This window comes from Paenibacillus amylolyticus, from assembly GCF_036894225.1.
GTDB lineage: Bacteria > Bacillota > Bacilli > Paenibacillales > Paenibacillaceae > Paenibacillus > Paenibacillus amylolyticus.
In genome coordinates this window covers 1,803,981-1,824,613 of the sequence record NZ_CP145892.1, presented here as the reverse complement: position 1 = coordinate 1,824,613, position 20,633 = coordinate 1,803,981, and the positions used below count along the sequence as shown (strand labels likewise).

Genomic DNA, 20,633 nt, shown 5'->3' with positions numbered 1-20,633 from the left:
AATAAAACCCATTTCCTCAACGATCAGGAATGGGCCAAAGCTAGGCATATAATTATTGAATTAGACAATATAAAATACGATACCTTGACCTTTTGATGCAGCAATTCAAGCTATTTCTTACTTCTGCTTTTATTGTGTATCACTGATAAATTCAGGATTATAGGAAGATCCATGGCTCGCCAGCCTGATAAATGACACACGACTTTTCAATAACACGTTCTTTATTTAACACGAGTAGAAGTCTTCTTTTACGATAGCATACATCTTCAGATCTTGAAGCTCATTTTTTACCTTCATGTATTTCCTCAGCACACCTTCGAATTGCATGCCTGCCTTCTCCATGACCTTGGCAGAACCTGTGTTTTCCACTAAACATCTGGCCTGGATTCGCTCGAGCCCCATTTCGTCAAATCCAAATCGGATGATTCGTTTCACTACTTCAGTCATGTAGCCTTGATTCCAATATTGATCAGATAACACATATCCCAGCTCAACTCTCCTGTTATCGCTATCACACCCTAGATAGTTACAACTACCGATCAGCCTCTTGGTGTGTTTATCTTCAATCCCCCATGGGCCTATTAGATCCGTCTCATAGCGACTCATGACAAAATCTAAAAAAGCTTTGGTGTCTTCTTTGCTCTGATGCGCGTCCCAGGTGGTGAACTCCGATACAGCAGGTACAACGCAATAACTATACATATCATCCAGATCATCATAGGTAAGAGGCCGGAGTAACGTCCGTTCGGTTTCCAACACGGGAAATGGTTCGAAGAAACTTTCAATCGTTTTCATTGACTCACCCTCCTGAGATTAGTAGGACAAAGAAACACTCAGCAATTCGGTCCATATTGCCTAACTCATCTGTTGTACAATCAAGGCCATAATCTGAGTGTCTTCCACTGCCCATCTTCCTTTACATATTGGACTCGTACATGCTTGCGCTCCGAATCTCCCTGCCAAAACTCCACCTCTTGTGCATTCAAGGCATATAAACGCCAATGAGGTGTAACAACACTGGGGTCACGTCTTATCTTTTCCTTCTGAGCTTCAATGGAACTATCCAGCACTTCCTCGCTATCCAAAACCTCACTCTGATGCCCTGTCATAGCAACTGCTCTTGCTCCAGCTGAACGTTTGCGGAAATCATCAGCGCCCGCTTCATCTCCCCGATCCTCGGCAATTCCCCTTATCCGAATCTGTCTTCCAAGGGAAGGCCAGTAGAATGTCAGAGCCACATGAGGATTCTCCTTCAACTGCTGCCCTTTTCGACTCTCCGAACTGGAGGCAAAATAGAACGTTTCATCAATTATGTTTTTCAAAATCAACACCCGCGCATCAGGATAACCGTCTTGATCCACGGTGGAGATTGTCATAGCGTGAGGTTCTTTCACTTTGTTCTCAACCGCCAATCTCAACCACTCCAAAAATAGCTTCCCCGGCCGCTCCGGCAACTGCCCCGTATCCCACGTTGGAAATGGGCCGGATAAAGATTTTAAACGTTGCAACAGTTCGATTGGTTTATCGCTCATGTCATCGCCTCCATCTTCTCTTTAATCTATCATGAAAACAACTAATCTAGATGACTTAACACATTTGCGCTGCTAAGTTTCCAACCATGCCTTCCCTTTTCAACGGTATGTACACTAGTGTTGTCCATGGGATAAAAGCTGGACTTATTACTCCACTCCCTCTTCTCAAGCAGGTAATACAGGATGTTAATCACTCCGCCATGAGTAATTAACAGAACATTGGACTTGACTGTTTGTTCCTCTATATCTCTAAGAAGATTCTCGAAAGATATGCTTATCCGGTTATAAAAATCCCTTGGACTTTCTCCTCTCGGAAAAGGTGAATCCATTTCAAGGGTGTTGAAATAAACTCCTGGGTAATGTTCTTCAGCATCCTTATGGAGCATGCCTGCCAAATCTCCGTTATTCATCTCACGCCAATCTTTCATTAAGCTAGCCTGCATGTTTAATTTCTTCTCAATTTCCCGTGTAGTCTGCACTGCACGAGGAAGATCACTGCTAATAATCGTATGTATGTTGTACTCCTCAGCATGATGATGCAAATGCTCTCCCAGTTTCCTGGATTGATTGATTCCCTGTTCCGTAAGTCCACGATCACTCCATCCGCCTCGATACCCTTCCTCATCCATCCCATGCCTTACCAGATAAATTTTCAAGATCTCTCCTCCTTTTCATTTCTATAATGAACAATATACCTTTACACTGTATGACTAGCCCGGCATATATACAATAAACCCGATCTCAGATAGCTTCTATCCAAGATCGGGTATTTCCTGCTTACCATTTATCTTACAAATGTGTTATGAACTCGCTCGGATTTGATAAAATAAGGAATCCAAATGGCACAAGTGATGACAGATTTAGCAATTTCTCTGATCGAGCTTCCATCTTCCAATTCTTTTGCTAACGGAATCTGGAGCAATAATAGGTAATCAATAATACCTACAATCAGACTGAGACCATAGAAGATGATCATCAGACGGGGTAATATTGCTTTCTTGCTATAAAACACAAAAATTGTATATACACTGAATAATAAAAACAGCGTATTGTACACCATCTCAAAAATAAGTACTGGACCCCATAATGGGTGATAATAGTCTGATTGTTTGGAAGTTAGCATTTCCCAAGTCTCAGTTGTGAATGTGGGTATTATCTGCTGAAATAATTGAACTGCAAGTAGAATTACCGTAACAAATAATCCAATCTGGATGAGAATCAGCCAACCACCCAATCCCGACACACCTAGTGGACGGTAGTCTGTTTTTTGCTCTTGAATATGTGGTTCCACCTCGTAACACTTCCTTATGCAGTTTTGTTTTTCTGAGATGAGTCTTCCTCGTAATATTAATAATGCAAATCGAATCTACGGGTGCTTCTATCCCTTTACTCACGTCCGTTGTATGTATTTTCACACTCTCCTTATAGCGATCTCTCCGTCCTCCTCTCATATAGAATTTTACACAACTTCCTTATTGTACTATGCGTGTCAAGAGCAAAGCATCCATTTCAAAACATCGTACTCATACGCTGCAAAAGCCATAGAAGACCTTCGCTATACTTCCGCCATGTTCAGTTTAGTACGTGAACGTCATAATCCTCTTATACAGATGCAGATGGTGACTCTGCATTTGACTACAAAGGAGGATATGGATATGCCCAATCCTAAAGTAAAACTTTTGCCTTTTGCCGACATTTCAAATTATGTCGAGGACTTCGATATCGTTTCCACCCAGTGGGGCGGTGATGGCCTTGTCTATGTGTTGTTGATGAATCAGATCCCCGAGAGAGAGCGAGGTATGTTCGTCCAAAGTAAATTGAAGCAAAGCTATACGTACAAAGTGCTTATTGTGACAGATCAAACTATTGAGGAAGTTGTCATCTGGGGGCAGACGTTCAATTATCATTACGTACAACCATTACATGATCATCTGCTGCTCGTCGGAGCACGGTGTGCGAATTACGGAAATGAACAATTTGATTTGAACGCCAAAGTGTGTGATTTAGACGGAAATACAATTCGCGAGTTTCTGTTGGGAGACGGTATCCAAAGTGTACAGGTCACAGAGCAGGGAACAATCTGGACCAGTTACTTTGATGAAGGGGTATTTGGTAACTACGGATGGGCCGATCCAATTGGATCAAACGGTCTGTTGGCCTGGGATGAGCACGGTAATAAAGTGTACGAAAACAGCGCAGCTGACATTGCAGATTGTTACGCACTCAATGTGGTGAATGAGAAGCAGATCTGGTTCTACTTCTATACCGATTTTGAACTCGGTTGTATCTCAGGGGGAACCAGTGAACCTAACGTAACATTTATGAATCCAAACATCTCCGGTTCCTCTGGCCTCAGTACGGATGGTTATCATTTCTTGTTTGATGCCGGGTACGGTAAACATGGTACGTTTGTGCTTAAGAAAATGGAGAAACCCAGTAGATTGAACAAGGGGCAGAAGATTGTTTTGTTAAATGAGGAAGATCAGCCCTTCAAGCAGGCACGGCAGGATTTTCGCCAACATCGTCTGCTACTCAGTGAAGGTAACTTCTTGTATCGGGTAACGATGGAGGAGATTACTTCCGTCTTGGATTAGAGGAAAGGGGTGAAGAGGGTTATTTCTTAAAAGACAATCCCTCTTCTTCCAATGCATTTCGAAGTTTAGGCATGGCAGATGGCCCGATTCCGTGCAGCTTCAGGATTTCTTTCTCCGTGTACTCGGCAAGTTGCAGTAGTGTTGTTATGCCTTCATTCTCCAAGGCACGTCCGGCGGGAGCTGACAGCAAAGCTAGAAATCCTTCTGTCGGTTTACGTTCAGCTTCGCACGTTGGACAGGTTGGGCAATCACTTTTTTTATAATACAAATGTCCTTGTTCGCACGTCCTGAGTGTTCCTTTACCGTTTGCCATATGGGCATCCCCTCCTGGATTAAGTATTCAACCAGTTCTTTATATCTGAAATCATATACTCGTATTGTTTCAAAGCCTCTAAAGTCCTAATGACTTGGGATGTTCCTACTAGCTGTTCCTCTATGTCCGTACATTCAATCCACAGTGACCGTTTAAGACTATACTCGAGCCAGTCCAACTTTCCAGCAAAACCAATATCCAGAACCACTTCTCAATTGGCTGTTAGACTCCCCACTCGCTTCTTATATCCACTTATAAAAGCCAAGAACTTTTCCTCGTTTATACTTCCAGCGCTATCTACTGACCAATACACAGCTGTTTCTACCAGATCATGCATCGGATTAATATAACCTGCCGATTCCCAATCTATAATAATAGGTATGTCTTGTCTCCACATCACATTCTTAGGTTCCAGATCTCTGTGACTAATAACATTATTGGATGCTAACATTGAAGATGAATTCTTAGCTTTCATGCTCCACTCATACAGCTTATCCATATTGGAATCCAAAATCTTAATCCATTCCGAATTCTCATTTCTTCCTTTGTTCAGATAAAACAGCCAATCTATTTTTTTAGAATTAGTCGCCTGTGAACTATCCAATTCTAGTTGTCTAAAATCCGTTTTATGGATATCTGCAAGAATCGTTCCCATCAGAGAACTGTTATTGATAGTAACTTCATCTTGTTTCAAACATTGACCCTCAATCCAATCAAATATTAGATAGAATTGATTATCAATGTTATGTATAGAAGCACCCTTTAACCTTTTTGCAGGTTGAGCATGGATATGTTCAGCTGCCACGCTTGCGATTTTTTCTGAATCAATATAATTTTGCACAGCAGCAGGTCGTATCATGATCTGGGGATTCAATGCCTTAACTGCATAATTAGCTTGCGTCGTTTGAATGGCGTACATTCGATGAAGAAGTCCACCTGAAATCGGTTTGGGCGAACTGATCAATTCACCAAGCTGTAATTCATTACACAGTTTCTCAAAATTTAAATTATATTGAGTATCGTTCATATGTTATCCCCTCTCATTTTGGCTATTTGTCTGGAGCAAAGCTTATAATCCGTACTCGGCAAAAACGGCTGCATATTTCTTTTCTAATATCGTCCAGCGCTTTTCGGCTCCGTATTTGGCGTACAGTTGCTGTAAATAATGCTTGGCTTCTTCCGTATTGCCGGCTTTTAGCAGGAAGCGGAAGGTTACTTCGCTTAAATATAGCGCTGTCTTGTCCATATAATAATGGACTATATCTTTGGCCCCTGTTAGCGAGTGTAAGAATGACATACCCTCTTCCAAATGTGACACCAGTTCTTTCGATAAAGCGTCTGGATCGATATCAGGCGTTAAGGTATAGTGGGCCGGAGCGGAAGGGGCTATTTCTCTGATTCGGCAGGTAAAATGAGATGTGAACTCCAATATGTCTCCATTCAATCCAACGGAATGCAACTCCGCAAGTTCGGTGGAATGAACACCACAATTAACATAAAACTGGACTTGTCTACTGGTGTTATACTTTGCTCTTTGAATGTTGAACTTATATGCGAGGTTTCCATCCGCTTTGTAGAAATTCAGATTTTTCTTCGAATAGCCGTGTTTGGCAAATACGGGTTTGACGTCTGTTTTGATGATCTTCTTAAAAAGTTCCTGCATTGATATCACTCCCAAGGCAAAGTTTATTTAATTCGTTGTTACCCTTTTTTGTTCAGAATCATGCTTGTTCTATTTTATAAAAATAAGGGCCACACATGGATTCGTGCGTATACACGTACGTCCATGTAAACGCTCGGTCGAAGATATAGATATCCTGCTCCGAATCAAAATCCGCTGCAATGACCCGATTCGCGTTTTCGTATAAAAGCACCCAACCACCACTTTCATACATCACATATACTTCATCTTTCGGCTCGGCATCGAAAGCATCTCGTGCTTCATCATGTGTCAGACATTTCTGTTGTTCATAACTGAACATATGCCACTTGTACTGGCTATAATGGATAGACTCTTTGACCACATCATCGATATTATTGGAAAATACGCTGTCCCATTTCTGTACAATCTCTTCGGATTCGTCGTACAGTTCGGACACAATAACTCCCTTATCCTGCAAGTTCTTCTTGAATATATATTCCTGATGGATACGCTCAATCCCCCAATATGCTCGGTTCAGTTCCATTTCGGGTAATGCATCCAGCAGCTCGTTAATTTTATCTCGAATCATCATTACCTCCGTAAGTTATCTGGAATTAGAATACCTAACCATTGCCTCTCACTGTTTCGCTTCATCTCGCAGTACATAAGCCAGTTTGTACATCTCCGCAATGTCCTGCCTGTTCTGTTCCTGGAATCTTCGGATCGCTTCATCAATCTCAACCACTTCCACCGCAACCACCTGCTCGCCATCTTCCGGATTCAGTGGATCACCGACAAGTTCAACATCTCCATATCCGATGATTCGTACAAAATGGGGATGCGGAATATGCGGCCGATACGGTTCCAAAGCACTGGATGTGCAATAGAATTGACCAAAGATCTGATAGGACCGCATTTCTGCCCCAAGTTCCTCCATCAGTTCACGCTTCAGTCCATCCATGTAATGCTCACCTGCTTCAAGCGTACCCCCAGGCAGCTCCCAGGCTCCATTATCCAGTTGAAAGACAACACATTGATCCCCGACAAATGGAATGATGCTAATATTGCTCACCAGATTTTCATCCACGATATCGTTAAATCTGAACTCCGCCTCAATAATTCCCCAATGAATCGACGTACTCAGCGCCGGAAATAGTTCCGCACTCAAGCTACTCATCCGCACCCGATCCTCTCTATCTAATTCCACTATTCTTCCAATTATAGTCGAAAACACAGAAAGAAGGCCACCTTCCCACCGGGGAATACGTGACCCTCTTCTTACGCTCTCTGCCCTTAAGCCTTGAATCAGTGTTCTCTCCAGACTCTCAGACCATTCTCCTTCTAATGCTGCACCAGTTTCCCATTTTCCAAAAAAAGAACCCGGCTACAGAGCGGCAAAATCCGCTCATCATGCGTAACCATCACTGCACTCTTGCCCTGCTCTTTCACGAGCCGTGCAATCATGCCGACAATATCCAGTCCACGTTCCGCATCCAGACTGGCTGTTGGTTCATCCGCGAGCAGGACAGCCGGATCGTTCATCAACGCCCTTGCAATGGCGACCCGCTGACGTTCCCCGCCAGACAGCTTCTCCGCATATGCCTTCCTCCGATGGGTCAACCCCACCGTATCCAGCAGCTCATCCACTCGCTTCTCCGCCTTATTTTTATCCGTTCCGGCGAGCTTTGCGACCACCATGAGTTGTTCTTCTACTTTCAGATATGGAATGAGGTTGGCACTTTGAAATATAAAACCCAGCTGCTGTAATCGCACATCGGATATATCCTGTTTGCTTTTGCCCATAATAGAAGCCCCGTCCAGCAAAACCTGTCCTTCCGTTGGTTCAAGAAGTGCGCCAGCAATGGACAGGAATGTACTTTTGCCCGAGCCGGAAGGCCCCATTACAGCCACAAGTTCCCCTTCGGCAACCTCAAGGTCCAGTTTGTCCAGAATCGTGCGTTTGCTGCCGCCATCTTCAAAGGTCTGTGTAATTCCCTGTAATACCAATCGGTTTCTCATGCTGCTGTCCTCCCAATCGCATCAAGTGCATCAATTTTGGTAACCTTCCACACCGAGAATAACGAACCCGCCACAGACATGAGTATGAATAACACACAGGTCAGAGCAAGGGTGGACAAGCCTAATTGAAACGGCATCGATGCAGGAAGAATGGACTCGAACAGTCGAACCAATAGTACGCTAATGACCAGACTGCCAACCGACAGAACCAAGACTTGTAACGAAACACTACCCGCCAGATAAGCATTCCGCGTTCCTATGGCTTTTAATATCCCGAACTGACTTGTTTTCTGAATTGTGATGACATAGAAGAATACCGCAAGCACAAACGCCGAGATGACATATAGAAAAGCGATCATCATGAGCAACGATCCCTGCTCTTCCTTATAACCAGGAATGGCCGATACGGCATCCGACTTTGTGATGACTTCCGTATTAGGCATTGCAGCACTCAGGCGGTCTACCTGATCGCCCCCACCCTTAATCGCAATGGCATTGTACACCGGAGCATGAGCATTGGTGTCTGCTGAACCTTGCGAAGTTCGTGAACTTCCCTGAAGTGCGAGCCATTCCTGTGCATTCAAGAACACTACTGGGGAGTGACTGAAAGACTCATTTTGTACAAATCCACCAACGGTCCACTCCGTTCCCGAAGCTTGATCGACCAAGACGGTGCCAATTGTGACACCAGATTCAGACAACTTTTGGTCCACCACAACCTGCCCTTTTGTCTGATCCGTAATCGGAGACCCTTCAGTCACCGTTGGAGCAAGCCAGCCCTCCGGATTAACCATGAACAGCGTGACATCGATCTTTTTTGTGTCGCCGGTTGGACTGACGGTTGTCATTTTCACACCGAGTGGCTCAGCGTTCTCTTGCCCCACCACGGAGCGAGCTTGATTAAGTTGATCCTGATCCACTTGTGACCGGGTGAACCGATGATTCGAATCCTGCTCCAGCACAAAGTGGGTTGCTGCCATATTTTTGACCGAAGCTGCGTTATCATACGCCAGCCCCTGTGCAAGACCTGTAACAAACAGTACCAGAAATGAAACCAGCACCATGATTGTAGCAATTAAGGCATAGCGCCCTTTGGCATACCTCATTTCCCGAATAGCCAAGTACATGTTCTGTGACCTCCCTCTTGATAATCCAAGTATAGGAGGCGAAAATGAACGGCAAATGAATAACAGATTACATCTGCGGAAGTGTCACCGTAAAGACCGTACCCTCAGGCGAACTGGAAACCTCGATCGTACCGTCATGAATTCGGATAATTTTCTGCACAATGGCAAGTCCAAGCCCGGTTCGTCCAGAAGAACGTTCCCGCGCACGATCCACCCGATAGAATCGATCGAACAGGAAAGGCAGATGCTCCGCAGCAATCCCGTCTCCTGTATCCCGAATCTGAATCACACACTGGTTATCCGTCTGCTCGGCGTGAATCTCGATGCTTCTTCCCTGCGGTAGATGATTTACCGCATTGCCCAGTAGATTCATCCAAACTTGCATGAGCAGCACTTCATTACCGACTAGCTGGATGGATTCGGGCACCGAAATCCGAAGCAGCAGTTCTTTTTCTTCCAATTGCCATTGCAGCACCTGAACGGCTTGCCGGAATTGATCTCGCAGAGAGAACTTTACTTTGCTCAGATCTTCGTTGCCTTGTTCTAGGGAGGACAGGAGTAGCAGTTGTTTGCTGAGCAAAGAGAGATGACGGCTCTCCTCCTCAATGATTGATGCATAGTGCTCTCTTTCCTGTTCAGGCAGATCCCGATCCGCCACCAATTGGGCAAAACCCTGAATCGAGGTCAACGGCGATTGGATCTCATGGGATACGTTGGATACAAACTGCTGCCGAGCCTGATCTACCCTTTCCAATTCACGACTCATGGTCATGAAATGCTGGGCCAGCTGTCCAATCTCATCCCGCCGTGCGGTAGGCAATTTCAGATTATATTTTCCTTGCGCAATCCGTTTGGTTGCCTCGGACAGACGTTCAATCGGATTGACCAGATAGCGGGTACTGATCAGAAAGATCAGGATACTAATACCTATCGTCAATGCTCCAATCAGCGCAAAAAAGATCCGCAGCTCACCGAATTGCAGAATTACATCCGGACGCATAAAGAGGGCGTAATTCGCATTGCCTAGCTGTAGATGAACACCCACGGTATTGCTTAATTGATTATCAAAGAAGCCGGTAATGAACGGTTTGCTTGGGAACTGCGCGACGCCATGGTATACCTCACCATTCAACACCAGTTCTACAGCTTGCTTGTCCAGATCTTTCTCACGGAATTCGCGGCCGTAGAATAGGTCGTTGCCTTTTCCATCCGTTACATAGATTTCGTACCCGAGTGCGGCGGCATTGTTCAAATACTGCTCCATCGTGCCGGGTTGCTGTTCCACAAATTGCTTCATTTGCGTCGCGATGCCCACCAGCTTCTCATCATTGAAATCCTTGAGCTTTGTATGATAGTAGATGTTGGACAAAAGAAAACCGAGCATGCCGCTGACCATAATCACCGCAATTGTAATGAGGAATACCCGGACGTACAAGGTCCTCAAGGTGCTTTCACCTCCATCTTGTAACCAATACCCCGCACAGTCTGGATGATGAAATCGTCCGTATAATCGGCAAAACGATCACGCAATCGCTTGATGTGCACATCAACGGTACGGTCATCTCCTTCGTAATCTGCTCCCCAAACGAGCCGAATGAGCTCATCCCGCGAGAACAACCGCCCTGGAAACTGGGCAAGCTGTGAGAGTAATTCAAATTCTTTCATCGGTAAAAAGAGAATGGATTGCCCATCGGTAACCTCCACATTGTTTCGGTCAATGACGATCCGGTTCATACGGATAATATCGCTGGATGTGCGATGGTACCGACGAAATAACGCCTTTACCCGGTAGACTAATTCTTCCGGTTCAAATGGCTTGGTCACATATTCATCTGTTCCTTTCAAATAACCATCTCTCTTGTCAGATAGCTGATCTCGTGCCGTCAGCAACATAATTGGAATATCGTAGTGCTGCCGAATGTAATCACATAACTCCAGTCCGTCCATGCCGGGCATCATCACATCGAGGATCGCCAGATCGATCGGCGTTTCTTGCATCAGTTTGACCGCTGCCAATCCATCCTGCGCTTCATGGACCCGGTATCCTTCCTTGGTCATGACATGCCGCAGGAGTGCTCGAATATTGGCATCATCGTCTGCCAGCAGCAGATGTTTCATAAGGTTGTCCGCCCTTCTATGTAACGAGTACATCTCACTTTGATCCTGCACAGATGGTAGCATAAAAGCAATCTCATTCGCCAGTACACATTCCCGGAAACACCGCGGCCATGTTTACATTTCCATGAATCTGGTTGACACTATTATGAGGCGCAACTATAATAAAACCATAACATATGAACAAACGCTCATATATTCATTTGTTAGTGGTTAACCATCGCTAAGGATCAATTATATCCACACTAGAAACCATATTACATAACGGAGCAAGGCTCCAAAGGAGAGGATTTATATGTCCGGACATCATCACGATCAGAACCATGGGCACGATCATGGACACAACCACGCTCATACTACCAATAACAAGAAAGTCCTGTTGTTTTCCTTCATTATTATTACCATCTATATGATCGTTGAAGCCATTGGTGGATTCATCACCAACAGTCTAGCGCTCATCTCGGATGCAGGTCATATGTTGTCCGATTCCATTGCGCTCGGGATCGCTTTGCTGGCGTTCACCTTTGGTGAAAAAGCGGTGAATACTGGCAAAACGTACGGATACAGAAGATTTGAAATTTTGGCCGCTACGTTAAACGGAATTACGTTAATCGCCATTGCACTCTACATTTTCTACGAAGCGATTGGGCGTTTTATCAACCCGCCAGAAGTCGCAACCGTAGGCATGTTAATCATCAGCGTCATTGGATTGCTCATCAATATTCTGGTGGCCTGGATCATGATGCGTGGTAGCGATACAGAGAATAACCTGAATATGCGCGGGGCTTATCTCCATGTCATCAGTGACATGCTGGGATCGGTTGGGGCCATCGCGGCAGCCCTGCTCATGATGTTCTTTGGCTGGGGTTGGGCCGATCCACTTGCGAGTGTAATTGTCGCGGCACTGGTATTGCGTAGTGGGTTCTATGTCACCAAATCATCCCTGCATATCTTGATGGAAGGCACTCCAGCCAATGTGGATGTGAATGAACTGGTGCAAACCATCAAACAAGTCGATGGTGTCAAAGGTGTACATGATGTGCATGTCTGGTCCATTACCAGTAACTTGAACGCGCTGACCGCTCATATCGTGGTGGATGGAACGATGGATGTTTATGCATCCGAGATCCTGGTTCAGAAGATTGAACATATGCTGGAACATAAAGAAATCAAACATGTGACGCTCCAAGTGGAGTCCGAAAAACATCTGCATGACACCTCGGTACTATGTACTGTCAAAGGCGACGCACCAGATGCCCATGCGCATCATCACCATTGAGATGGTATAACATTATAGCTGTAAACAAAAACAGGGCAGTTTCCCGTTAAAGGGAATGCCCTGTCTTTTTGTTTGCAGAAGTTCAGCTTTTTGCATGAATAGAAAATGGAATAGCCTTTACTTTATCTCAGCAGGCTCTGAACTACTTGTACCTGGCGAGTAACTTCTCTTTCTTCTGATCGAATTCATATTCTGATATGATATTTTTCTCTTTTAATTCACCCAACTGAAGCAGTTGTTCATGAACATTCACAGGGGTCTTTTTTCTCTTGCTTGATATGATCAAGGTTAGAATTGAGAAAAGCAGACCATACAGGACACCCAAAATCCCCAAACCTGCCGCTACCTCCGCACTTTCTTGCGAACCATCTATAAAAACTACGATTAATAAAAAATTGAGTACGAACCCAATAAGGCTGACGATTGATAATACTTTCAATGAATATTCCTCCTAAATGTTATGTATGTTCTATTCAAACTTCAGGAAAGGTCGGTCAGAAGACTAAACATTAACCTCGTCCCAGTTTATAATGACGTATCCAAGCTGAAACAACAGGATGACAATATAACTGATGTTGATTCCCAAACTGGTCTTAACTTTCTTGATCTGATCCAAGTAGTCTTCTTTGTTCATTTTTCCGTGTTCCAGCTTGGACTTCATATTTTGTTTTTCTTTCCAGAACATGTAGAACTCAAGTATAGCAAATACTCCCCATGCCAATGGATATACCAGCAACACTGCATTAGCAACTGACAACAGCATAAGGGAACCTTCTTCCAAACCTTTCTCAATTCCTAATTTGAAACTTATATGCACACTCAGGGTCAGAATGACTAAACCAAAACCTATAAAACTTAAATACGGTGTAAATTTGTCGCTTCGCATATGATCTTCCTTTCCGGCAATCTCCATTGGTCTTGTGACTGTTTCATTCAAGATTACAGAGTCACTGTAGCCCAAATACTCAACTTCATTAATCTCCGCCACCACCACAAGATGAACAGCTGGATGAGCTGCAAGAAGAGTCGGAAGATGACCCCGAGGATGATCCAGATCCTCCCGAGGAACTACTACTGTCAGTACATTGATCAGCATAACAGCTGGAACTGCTCGTGCAGCCACTGCTTGACGAGGAACCATAGGCTGCCTTTTCCTGTGGAAGAATTTCCTGTTCTAGCCGCCCCATGTGTAGCCCATATGTCGCCTCGCTATGCATGGAGTAATACACCATGGCGCTAGCCATGACGAGAGCTACATCGCTACTTCCGGAAAATGCTGGAGATAGCTCTTCTTCACTTAGCGTTGCGGATCTACGTAGTTGATCAATCAAGTAGGCAATCACCTGAGCAGCTTCAGGATCTTCCTGCTTGCGTCTGGCATGAAACAGTTCATTCACCAGTTCAGATTGATCTCCCTGTGCGATCAGCTTCTGTACATCACTGGTTAATGGGTAAGTGAAAAAATCACCCCAGATTGCAGCACTGTAGGGAGTGAACTCAAATAATTGACAGTACACCCAATCAAACCATGCACGTGCTCCTGGCGTTTCGCGGCGGGTGATTGCCGGCTCATGGTGCACCGTGGAACCCATGAATTCTGCACAAAAATCAGCGTAAGATTTCGTGAACATCAGCATCTCATGCCACAAATCATCAACTTCATCACTGAACATGGGCACCTGCTTAAGTAATGAAGTCATAATGAAATATCGCTTAAGCTCTATCAATTTCCACCGATACTCCAGCGTTTTCATGTGAGGATATTCCTTTTGAATTCGGATCTTGAGTTTGTTGGCAAAATGCTTATTGTAACTCTTCTCCAATTGAAGAATGGTTTGCTGATAGGAGACTTCTTCTCGAAGTCCAAGATTCAATGGTGCTTTTTTTCGTCTGTACGTAACTTTCATCTGTTTTCTGCGTCTTCCTGCTGCTGGACGGAAAATCTTGAACTTACGTCGAACCAAATAGGCTGTTACAACTAATAAAACTGCTGCAAGGTAGTAGTAGATCGGCATAATATAACCGCTCCTCTCCGTTGATCTTCTCTATGTAGGGTTAAACTATCATTAGTATAAATGAGGAACGGCAGTTATTAATAGAGCCCTTTGGCATACATGCCAGGGCTCTAGTTTAGTATATTCCATTGTTGCTCATTGTTATGAAATGGCAATGATTATTGGAGATAGGGTATTTCCCGGGAAACTTTCCACCCATGGCGTACTCCCCCCAAGGCACACCTACCGCTAAAGCAACTTGAAAGAGAATCACGATTAGGATCAGGAAGGTAAATGCTATTGCTGACGTTAATACGATCATGACCACACTCCTAAATCATAGGTGATTATAATGGTTTATCATAAAGTACCCGAGCTTGATCACAGTTCAACGGTTCGGTAAAAGACACTTTCAAGAAGTATTCCAGCTGCCATTGCTGCGTTTTTACAGCCTGCTTACTTGTTGGCTTATCCCAAGGCGGATATACACGTATGGCCCGTTTGCCACCTTTGCCTTGATCCGATACGATATCTCGCTGTAACAATACATGCTTTGGAAACACAAATTGACCAAAGTGGCTGCCTGTGCGCGTACTAATGACATACATATCTGCTGGATCTGATACATCATATGGCTGTGTCGTTCCATCCTCACTCCGCTGCCATAGGGTAACAAATTGTCCGATCTTGGTTGGCGTCGTTTTGGCGACGCGGAATCGAATGGAGAGAGAATTTAAGGTAAACACATATGCCCCATATTCAGCATTTTGTGCTTCTTCATGTGGTTGTGAGCATACAAAACCACACTTGTCATAGATAAGTTCTTTACTGGCAAGTAAGTCGCCATGAAGCATATCGGAGGTCCATCCATTCGGACTATGCAAACTATTTTTGTTATCCAACTTGTGATACCTCTCCTATCTTGTTTAGTCTGAACTGGAGCATTCACGATAGTGTGAAAACTTTGTTAGTTCAAAGTTCCTGACATAATCGCTTCCATTCCTGCCATGCCTTCAAGTATTCAGGCAGATCATCAGGATGATGCTTGTTACTCAGCCCAATTCGGCAATATAGATGAACCAGAGCTTCCTCTATTAATCTGGATTTTTCCATTTCCACCTGTTCCAGAAGTTCGAATGTAGCAAATAATGTTTCGGTGTTGATATTATCTGGCGAGGAGCTAAACGCATACAAAAAATCATAGAGGATAGGTCCAACCATTGGAGATGGATCAATGACGCCTATGAGTTTATTTTGAGCAAATACAAAATTATGAACCCCCGTATCGCCATGTAAAAGAAACTTCTCTTCTTCCTCATGAAAAAGACGATCCACTTTGAATTGAACCAGATTATAATCATCTGTTGTTAAAATACTGCCGATATTCATCTTTGCTTCTTGAATACTAATCTGATTGAATTCTTTCCATGTCCTCTGCGGGAACTCTATTCTGCCCCATGATTTCGTATCTGTAGAACGCACATATGTATTGAATAACTCTTTCACCAGACGAGTTAACCATTCTCTCTTCAGGCCCCGGTTGAAATGGGTCGTACCTTCCATATACGTATAAATAAAATGAGTGTTAGCCGGGTCAGTGTACAAAACTTCAGGCAATAACAAAGAATTCTTATACGTATCCAAAAACTGCTGGGCGATGTGAATCTGTTCGGGTTCATCTGATTTCAAAATATAGTGCTTATTCAGACTTGTACTCAACCGATAAACACGTCCAGCTGTGGTACCTGACAAACTTTGAATTCCAGATATTTCTTCGTTGATATGATGCATCTTGAATAAGTTATTGATCTCATTAATCGTTGGATTAATTAACATATGGTTCTCCTCATAATAACTAGGATCTGAATTCATTTGTCGAAGATAAGGTGAGTATAAATTCCAGCTGCACAGTGGGTTGGGTTATCTTTCAAAATGGGCCCGTTCTTCTTGATTGGAACTAAAAATATAATCTGGATACTGGTTTGCCATGGGTGGAAGCTGATCCTCGGGGAAAAACTGTAAATCCTTCATCTCTTCATTATCGGGCGTGAGTTGCCCGGATTTGATCCTGCATTCAAATACGATAGTCAAATATTCGACCTGATGACCATTGCTGTATGTAATCCTTCTTGCTTCACCCCCGTATATTCCGATAATCTTCTCGGGTTCAACAACTAAACCTGTCTCTTCCAGTGCCTCTCTTACCATCGCTTGCGCCGGTGTCTCACCAAGCTCAATTGCTCCAGCAATCAACCCCCAGGTTGATTCGTTATGTTTACGACCGAACAGGATCTCCCCTTGTTCATTTCGGATAATCCCAGCTACACCCGGCATAAAAACAAGCTCGTTGCCGATCTTTTCCCTCAGGTTTTTGTAATAGTCTGACATGCCCATACACAGTTACCTCCTGTCTTTTAATTACTGAATTCTCTTCCATGAATGATCCATTGTACGGCATCCCAAATATCTTCTGCGATATAATCAGGTTCGGTCTCCATCCATTTGTCTCTGAATTTGGTTAATGAAGATTCCCCCCAGCCTGTTCGCACCATGATCTTGGTCGCTCCTACGGCATGGGCAGCAAGCATATCTGTATCTCCTACATCTCCAATAACGATACATTTGGATAAATCCAAACTGTGTTCCTCTGATGCCTGTAATAACATTCCGGGTTTAGGCTTTCTGCAACTGCATTCTTGCTCATGCGGACATATATAGGAGTGATCGAATCCGTACTCGCGAAATTGCTCTTCAAAATCCTCAACACTCGCTTCTCCACGTGAGATTCGATATTGATTCGTAAAAGCCAGTACCATAATTCCTTCTCGTTTTAAATGCATAATTGCTTCTTGAGCATTTGGGTATAATCTGAAATCTCTCGGATGAATAAAATGACCTGTACCACCAATTGTTCCATCTCTGTCTATAAAAACAGCTTGTACGTTTCCCTGTGGTTTCATTATGGTCTGTTCCCTTCTTAAAAAAATTTCAAGTCTTGTCGTTCATCTATACTTTCTCATCAATAATATGCTTGCTACCATCTTGCTGCTTATGGTGTTGCAATTTTTTAATTTCAGTTTTCAGATAGTGTACTTCTTTGATTAATACATCCAGCTTTTTCGATGTTTTGGATGAATCTATCGCATAACGTACAATTGCAGCAAAGATAAGAACGACAATTAAACATATAAGTGATACTACTAAAGCTCCATAAAACTCCAAAATGGTGTTCAACTCCTTGCTGTCAAAATAATATGTTATAAAACTCTTCTGAAAACCAAAACCATATCATCCCTAATATAACCATTATGGTGCCTAGTACTTTTAATATTATTTCGATATGTTTAGGGATATCACTATTAGGTGGGTTATCTTCAAACTCGTAATTCGGTTTAATTTTTCGATATCTCATCAGAACAAATATTTTGTATAGAAAATCAGGAAAGAAGTAACATGCAATGCCCACGACAAATACGGGAGTAGATAAATAACCAAAGGTACTGGTGGTCCATTCCATCTCTATTCCCTCCATATTCATCCTCTTGGCCTCTCTCATTCTTCCTCTACGAGAATATCAGCACAGCGAACAATCAACTCAGGCATATTCTCTCCATCAAATAGAACATGAAGCTCATATACGTTATCGATCCGATACAGCTCTTGATACAGCCAGTAACTGCCTACAATCTCACCATCTTGCTTAAGGATTTCCGGCGCAACGAGCGTGAGTTTATTTATATTGGTGAAGCCCCCACGGGTGTCAAAACGAATGACCACTTCATCTCCCGTCAGTAGTTCCATCACTGTACAATCATGAAATTGAACCCGACTACGGATTTCATCGGGAATATCCTGCGCTAGAATGGCTTCCCTGTATTCATTCGATACACGCTCCATCTCTCTCCTATTTTCTGCACTCTGTTTCTTCAGCTGGAGCATAACTTCTCTCGTGCAATAACCCAACGTAAATACACGGATATCCGCAATTTGCTCATATATTTCCTTTGGTAATCGTTCTTTCTGGTGTTTGTAATCCCATTCCTGCATCTCTTTAAATGCAATTCTATGCTGTAGCTCGTCAAAAGGAGGCCTCACATCATAATCCGCGATTAATTTCTCGATCCGCTCTCTTTCTTCAGCAGGCATCTGATATACTTTTTTATCATCTTCCGATATTTCATTCCCACTAAGAAACTTTTCGGCAGGTACAAAAACATGGCCATTTTGCTCCAGCAAAAAACGAGGATCTGTATTATACATCTCACGCTGAAACTCTACATACTCTTTTTCTTTTCTCTTATAACGTCGCAGGAAAAGTGCTTCGTCCAATTCGTAAGTTCCTCTATGTACCCTCATCCCAAAATGAAGCCCTGTCTGCTGACAAAGCTCATACCATTCTTTAGTTCGATATCTCATATGCATCTCTCCTGTTGATTTATAGAATCTACTTTGCTATTGAAACTTAGAGCTTTTTAATTAGTGAGGACATGATCTCCTGCATCAGGCTCCTCGCCTTCTTGGGAATTCCCCAACTGGGTCATCATTTAAGCGCTCACCGCTCGTTAGGAATTGCTCATTGTTTTCATCGCTACTCCTCCAAAATCTTCAGCCTCAACGATTCCTTATACTCAACAGACGTACTGGTCTACCCCACGGTTTGAAAAAATTTATGTTTGATCTCTTTGTCGTTTCGCGCCGCCCATTCATACACTGATTCTACGCCTGCGGACTCCTGACCTCGTTGAAAATAAAAACATAGATCCATCGGCACTAACCGTTTACCATAGAGTTTGATGCCAATCCGTCTGTAATTCATATAAATACACTCAATCTGAGATGCATCATATCTCTGATGTTTCATAGAAATCACATGATCGCTTTCCAGCGTAATACTGGGTTTAGTGAAAAACAAACGCCAGAGCAGAAAAACGATGTAACCGAGAATAAAAGTCAATATAACGATCAGGAAGTACTTCATAATACCATTTTCATCATAAATAATATTTCTGAAAAACATAGCTTCAATGACCAACATACATAATAGGCTCAACCATGCTCTTGGATAAATCGTCTTGTATGTGATGAGTTCCACCTCCTAATTATTCTAACCATTAATCCGAAGCCACTCGGAAGGGGCTTTTCTGACAAAATGCTTTTCAACAAAATCCAAGATGTCTTCAATTCTGGGCAATGCCGCATTTTCTTTAGCTTCGTCAAACGTCATCCATTGGTACTCGGTATGTTCATGATTTAACCGGACAGGCTGGCGTTCATCCACATATCCTACGAATACGGGAGCGGTATAGATATACTCCCCCATGGGTGAATAATATTGTTCGAATTGATTGGCAGAATACAACCGGACTTCCGTAATACCTGTTTCCTCATGAACTTCTCTGAGTGCAGCTTCCCATGCCTTCTCGCCCTTTTCTATCCCGCCGCCAACATAACACCACTCGTTATGCAACATACGACCAGCCCGCTTTAGCATCAGTACACGGTATTGATCGAGGCTTTTCTTCAACAGAACTACAGCCACGCCTTCACAACGAATAGGGACTACCTGTTTCACGTGCTCCGCACCATTCAATTTCTCGCCCCCTTCTCTTCAGAATCGAAGTCCTCCAAAACTTTAAACTTATCTCCGTGGATTTTATCCAGATGCTCTTCTCCCCAATAACACAAATGGTCCAGGGCAGGCTTGAGTCCCCAGCCGTAGTCCGTCAACTCATATTCCACTTTGGGAGGTACCTCTGAATATACCTTGCGCTGTATGATCTCATCCTTTTCAAGTCCTCTGAGCTGTGTTGTCAGCATCTTCTGCGTAATGTCCGGTATTAACCGCCGAAGCTCCGACGTGCGTTTCCGTCCGGTCATCAAATGATAAATAATCAAAGGCTTCCACTTCCCACCCATTACTTCCAAGGCCGCTTCCACGCCTACTTTATATTTTTTTGGAGCACTCGTTTCTCCATGTTCTGTCATTTTTGAACCCCTCCATAAATAGGCTATCAAGGT

The 20,633-nt window shown here is 43.5% G+C and carries 29 protein-coding genes; 2 read left to right on the top strand and 27 right to left on the bottom strand.

Annotated features, from left to right (window positions below):
• Positions 1 to 225 precede the first annotated feature (225 nt).
• The 4 genes from V6668_RS08230 to V6668_RS08215 form a co-directional block, all read right to left on the bottom strand.
• Complete coding sequence (locus V6668_RS08230) at positions 226 to 795, bottom strand: GNAT family N-acetyltransferase (protein WP_036669445.1); 570 nt, start codon at positions 793 to 795, stop codon at positions 226 to 228.
• Between the two features lie 80 nt (positions 796 to 875).
• Complete coding sequence (locus tag V6668_RS08225; RefSeq protein WP_338708125.1) at positions 876 to 1,532, bottom strand: pyridoxal 5'-phosphate synthase; 657 nt, start codon at positions 1,530 to 1,532, stop codon at positions 876 to 878.
• A 41-nt stretch (positions 1,533 to 1,573) separates the two neighbouring features.
• The gene (locus tag V6668_RS08220) at positions 1,574 to 2,188 is read right to left on the bottom strand and encodes a histidine phosphatase family protein (protein ID WP_076318215.1); all 615 of its coding nucleotides are present in this window, start codon (positions 2,186 to 2,188) and stop codon (positions 1,574 to 1,576) included.
• A gap of 128 nt (positions 2,189 to 2,316) precedes the next feature.
• Positions 2,317 to 2,823 (bottom strand): DUF2569 domain-containing protein, encoded by a 507-nt coding sequence (locus V6668_RS08215; protein WP_076252651.1) that lies wholly within the window; start codon positions 2,821 to 2,823, stop codon positions 2,317 to 2,319.
• A 364-nt stretch (positions 2,824 to 3,187) separates the two neighbouring features.
• On the opposite strand from V6668_RS08215, the gene V6668_RS08210 reads away from it, so the two are divergent.
• Positions 3,188 to 4,126: a hypothetical protein gene (locus V6668_RS08210; protein WP_338708124.1), complete on the top strand. Its 939-nt coding sequence runs from the start codon at positions 3,188 to 3,190 to the stop codon at positions 4,124 to 4,126.
• Positions 4,127 to 4,145: 19 nt separating this feature from the next.
• Here the strand turns inward: V6668_RS08210 and V6668_RS08205 are convergent, their stop codons facing one another.
• From V6668_RS08205 to V6668_RS08165, 9 genes are all read right to left on the bottom strand, one after another.
• The gene (locus V6668_RS08205; protein WP_338708123.1) at positions 4,146 to 4,439 is read right to left on the bottom strand and encodes an RNA polymerase alpha subunit C-terminal domain-containing protein; all 294 of its coding nucleotides are present in this window, start codon (positions 4,437 to 4,439) and stop codon (positions 4,146 to 4,148) included.
• Positions 4,440 to 4,650: 211 nt separating this feature from the next.
• Positions 4,651 to 5,466, bottom strand: a complete 816-nt coding sequence (locus V6668_RS08200) for a phosphotransferase (RefSeq protein ID WP_338708122.1) — start codon at positions 5,464 to 5,466, stop codon at positions 4,651 to 4,653.
• A gap of 42 nt (positions 5,467 to 5,508) precedes the next feature.
• On the bottom strand, positions 5,509 to 6,102 hold the full coding sequence (locus tag V6668_RS08195) for a DUF4304 domain-containing protein (protein WP_338708121.1): 594 nt from the start codon (positions 6,100 to 6,102) through the stop codon (positions 5,509 to 5,511).
• Between the two features lie 58 nt (positions 6,103 to 6,160).
• The gene (locus tag V6668_RS08190; protein WP_235200764.1) at positions 6,161 to 6,673 is read right to left on the bottom strand and encodes a DUF4275 family protein; all 513 of its coding nucleotides are present in this window, start codon (positions 6,671 to 6,673) and stop codon (positions 6,161 to 6,163) included.
• Positions 6,674 to 6,718: 45 nt separating this feature from the next.
• Positions 6,719 to 7,288, bottom strand: a complete 570-nt coding sequence (locus V6668_RS08185) for an NUDIX hydrolase (RefSeq protein ID WP_338708120.1) — start codon at positions 7,286 to 7,288, stop codon at positions 6,719 to 6,721.
• Positions 7,289 to 7,422: 134 nt separating this feature from the next.
• Positions 7,423 to 8,100 (bottom strand): ABC transporter ATP-binding protein, encoded by a 678-nt coding sequence (locus V6668_RS08180; RefSeq protein ID WP_338708119.1) that lies wholly within the window; start codon positions 8,098 to 8,100, stop codon positions 7,423 to 7,425.
• Positions 8,097 to 9,227: an ABC transporter permease gene (locus tag V6668_RS08175; protein WP_338708118.1), complete on the bottom strand. Its 1,131-nt coding sequence runs from the start codon at positions 9,225 to 9,227 to the stop codon at positions 8,097 to 8,099. The genes V6668_RS08180 and V6668_RS08175 overlap by 4 nt, the downstream gene beginning before the upstream one ends.
• 67 nt (positions 9,228 to 9,294) lie before the next feature.
• Positions 9,295 to 10,671, bottom strand: a complete 1,377-nt coding sequence (locus tag V6668_RS08170) for a HAMP domain-containing sensor histidine kinase (protein ID WP_338708117.1) — start codon at positions 10,669 to 10,671, stop codon at positions 9,295 to 9,297.
• Entirely contained in the window at positions 10,668 to 11,345 is a 678-nt protein-coding gene (locus V6668_RS08165) for a response regulator transcription factor (protein WP_282322204.1), read from the bottom strand. Before V6668_RS08165 ends, V6668_RS08170 begins: the two co-directional genes overlap by 4 nt.
• A 292-nt stretch (positions 11,346 to 11,637) precedes the next feature.
• Here V6668_RS08165 and V6668_RS08160 point away from each other — a divergent pair, with 292 nt between their 5' ends.
• The gene (locus V6668_RS08160; RefSeq protein WP_076252671.1) at positions 11,638 to 12,621 is read left to right on the top strand and encodes a cation diffusion facilitator family transporter; all 984 of its coding nucleotides are present in this window, start codon (positions 11,638 to 11,640) and stop codon (positions 12,619 to 12,621) included.
• A gap of 142 nt (positions 12,622 to 12,763) precedes the next feature.
• On the opposite strand, the gene V6668_RS08155 is transcribed toward V6668_RS08160, so the two are convergent.
• The 14 genes from V6668_RS08155 to V6668_RS08090 all read right to left on the bottom strand — a co-directional run bounded on the left by V6668_RS08155 (position 12,764) and on the right by V6668_RS08090 (position 20,600).
• Complete coding sequence (locus V6668_RS08155) at positions 12,764 to 13,060, bottom strand: SHOCT domain-containing protein (protein ID WP_338708116.1); 297 nt, start codon at positions 13,058 to 13,060, stop codon at positions 12,764 to 12,766.
• Positions 13,061 to 13,123: 63 nt separating this feature from the next.
• Positions 13,124 to 13,558 carry a hypothetical protein gene (locus V6668_RS08150; protein ID WP_338708115.1) on the bottom strand — a complete coding sequence of 145 codons (435 nt, stop codon included), beginning with the start codon at positions 13,556 to 13,558 and terminating at the stop codon, positions 13,124 to 13,126.
• 37 nt (positions 13,559 to 13,595) lie between these two features.
• A complete protein-coding gene (locus V6668_RS08145; RefSeq protein ID WP_036610479.1) occupies positions 13,596 to 14,636 on the bottom strand; it encodes a hypothetical protein in 1,041 nt (346 codons plus the stop codon).
• Positions 14,637 to 14,751: 115 nt separating this feature from the next.
• Positions 14,752 to 14,937 (bottom strand): hypothetical protein, encoded by a 186-nt coding sequence (locus V6668_RS08140; RefSeq protein ID WP_036610482.1) that lies wholly within the window; start codon positions 14,935 to 14,937, stop codon positions 14,752 to 14,754.
• Positions 14,938 to 14,962: 25 nt separating this feature from the next.
• Positions 14,963 to 15,517, bottom strand: a complete 555-nt coding sequence (locus V6668_RS08135; protein WP_036610484.1) for a MepB family protein — start codon at positions 15,515 to 15,517, stop codon at positions 14,963 to 14,965.
• A 70-nt stretch (positions 15,518 to 15,587) separates the two neighbouring features.
• Entirely contained in the window at positions 15,588 to 16,451 is an 864-nt protein-coding gene (locus V6668_RS08130) for a phosphotransferase (protein WP_036610487.1), read from the bottom strand.
• Positions 16,452 to 16,535: 84 nt separating this feature from the next.
• Complete coding sequence (locus V6668_RS08125) at positions 16,536 to 17,009, bottom strand: NUDIX domain-containing protein (RefSeq protein WP_036610491.1); 474 nt, start codon at positions 17,007 to 17,009, stop codon at positions 16,536 to 16,538.
• 20 nt (positions 17,010 to 17,029) lie between these two features.
• Positions 17,030 to 17,575: an HAD-IIIA family hydrolase gene (locus V6668_RS08120; RefSeq protein WP_036610494.1), complete on the bottom strand. Its 546-nt coding sequence runs from the start codon at positions 17,573 to 17,575 to the stop codon at positions 17,030 to 17,032.
• Positions 17,576 to 17,621: 46 nt separating this feature from the next.
• Positions 17,622 to 17,837, bottom strand: a complete 216-nt coding sequence (locus V6668_RS08115) for a hypothetical protein (RefSeq protein WP_036610495.1) — start codon at positions 17,835 to 17,837, stop codon at positions 17,622 to 17,624.
• A 22-nt stretch (positions 17,838 to 17,859) separates the two neighbouring features.
• Positions 17,860 to 18,153 carry a hypothetical protein gene (locus V6668_RS08110; protein WP_143781019.1) on the bottom strand — a complete coding sequence of 98 codons (294 nt, stop codon included), beginning with the start codon at positions 18,151 to 18,153 and terminating at the stop codon, positions 17,860 to 17,862.
• Between the two features lie 14 nt (positions 18,154 to 18,167).
• On the bottom strand, positions 18,168 to 19,031 hold the full coding sequence (locus tag V6668_RS08105) for a DUF4085 family protein (protein ID WP_338708113.1): 864 nt from the start codon (positions 19,029 to 19,031) through the stop codon (positions 18,168 to 18,170).
• Positions 19,032 to 19,260: 229 nt separating this feature from the next.
• A complete protein-coding gene (locus V6668_RS08100; protein ID WP_036610502.1) occupies positions 19,261 to 19,650 on the bottom strand; it encodes a hypothetical protein in 390 nt (129 codons plus the stop codon).
• 69 nt (positions 19,651 to 19,719) lie between these two features.
• Positions 19,720 to 20,205, bottom strand: a complete 486-nt coding sequence (locus V6668_RS08095) for an NUDIX hydrolase (protein ID WP_338708112.1) — start codon at positions 20,203 to 20,205, stop codon at positions 19,720 to 19,722.
• Entirely contained in the window at positions 20,202 to 20,600 is a 399-nt protein-coding gene (locus V6668_RS08090) for a winged helix-turn-helix transcriptional regulator (RefSeq protein WP_036610505.1), read from the bottom strand. The genes V6668_RS08095 and V6668_RS08090 overlap by 4 nt, the downstream gene beginning before the upstream one ends.
• Between the last annotated feature and the right edge of the window lie 33 nt (positions 20,601 to 20,633).

Coding starts and splice junctions, on each gene's coding strand:
- V6668_RS08230 (WP_036669445.1), bottom strand. CDS start 795: ATGAAAACGATTGAAAGTTTCTTCGAACCATTTCCCGTGTTGGAAACC.
- V6668_RS08225 (WP_338708125.1), bottom strand. CDS start 1,532: ATGAGCGATAAACCAATCGAACTGTTGCAACGTTTAAAATCTTTATCC.
- V6668_RS08210 (WP_338708124.1), top strand. CDS start 3,188: ATGCCCAATCCTAAAGTAAAACTTTTGCCTTTTGCCGACATTTCAAAT.
- V6668_RS08205 (WP_338708123.1), bottom strand. CDS start 4,439: ATGGCAAACGGTAAAGGAACACTCAGGACGTGCGAACAAGGACATTTG.
- V6668_RS08200 (WP_338708122.1), bottom strand. CDS start 5,466: ATGAACGATACTCAATATAATTTAAATTTTGAGAAACTGTGTAATGAA.
- V6668_RS08195 (WP_338708121.1), bottom strand. CDS start 6,102: ATGCAGGAACTTTTTAAGAAGATCATCAAAACAGACGTCAAACCCGTA.
- V6668_RS08190 (WP_235200764.1), bottom strand. CDS start 6,673: ATGATGATTCGAGATAAAATTAACGAGCTGCTGGATGCATTACCCGAA.
- V6668_RS08180 (WP_338708119.1), bottom strand. CDS start 8,100: ATGAGAAACCGATTGGTATTACAGGGAATTACACAGACCTTTGAAGAT.
- V6668_RS08175 (WP_338708118.1), bottom strand. CDS start 9,227: ATGTACTTGGCTATTCGGGAAATGAGGTATGCCAAAGGGCGCTATGCC.
- V6668_RS08165 (WP_282322204.1), bottom strand. CDS start 11,345: ATGAAACATCTGCTGCTGGCAGACGATGATGCCAATATTCGAGCACTC.
- V6668_RS08160 (WP_076252671.1), top strand. CDS start 11,638: ATGTCCGGACATCATCACGATCAGAACCATGGGCACGATCATGGACAC.
- V6668_RS08145 (WP_036610479.1), bottom strand. CDS start 14,636: ATGCCGATCTACTACTACCTTGCAGCAGTTTTATTAGTTGTAACAGCC.
- V6668_RS08140 (WP_036610482.1), bottom strand. CDS start 14,937: ATGATCGTATTAACGTCAGCAATAGCATTTACCTTCCTGATCCTAATC.
- V6668_RS08130 (WP_036610487.1), bottom strand. CDS start 16,451: ATGTTAATTAATCCAACGATTAATGAGATCAATAACTTATTCAAGATG.
- V6668_RS08125 (WP_036610491.1), bottom strand. CDS start 17,009: ATGGGCATGTCAGACTATTACAAAAACCTGAGGGAAAAGATCGGCAAC.
- V6668_RS08120 (WP_036610494.1), bottom strand. CDS start 17,575: ATGAAACCACAGGGAAACGTACAAGCTGTTTTTATAGACAGAGATGGA.
- V6668_RS08110 (WP_143781019.1), bottom strand. CDS start 18,153: ATGAATATGGAGGGAATAGAGATGGAATGGACCACCAGTACCTTTGGT.
- V6668_RS08105 (WP_338708113.1), bottom strand. CDS start 19,031: ATGAGATATCGAACTAAAGAATGGTATGAGCTTTGTCAGCAGACAGGG.
- V6668_RS08100 (WP_036610502.1), bottom strand. CDS start 19,650: ATGTTGGTCATTGAAGCTATGTTTTTCAGAAATATTATTTATGATGAA.
- V6668_RS08090 (WP_036610505.1), bottom strand. CDS start 20,600: ATGACAGAACATGGAGAAACGAGTGCTCCAAAAAAATATAAAGTAGGC.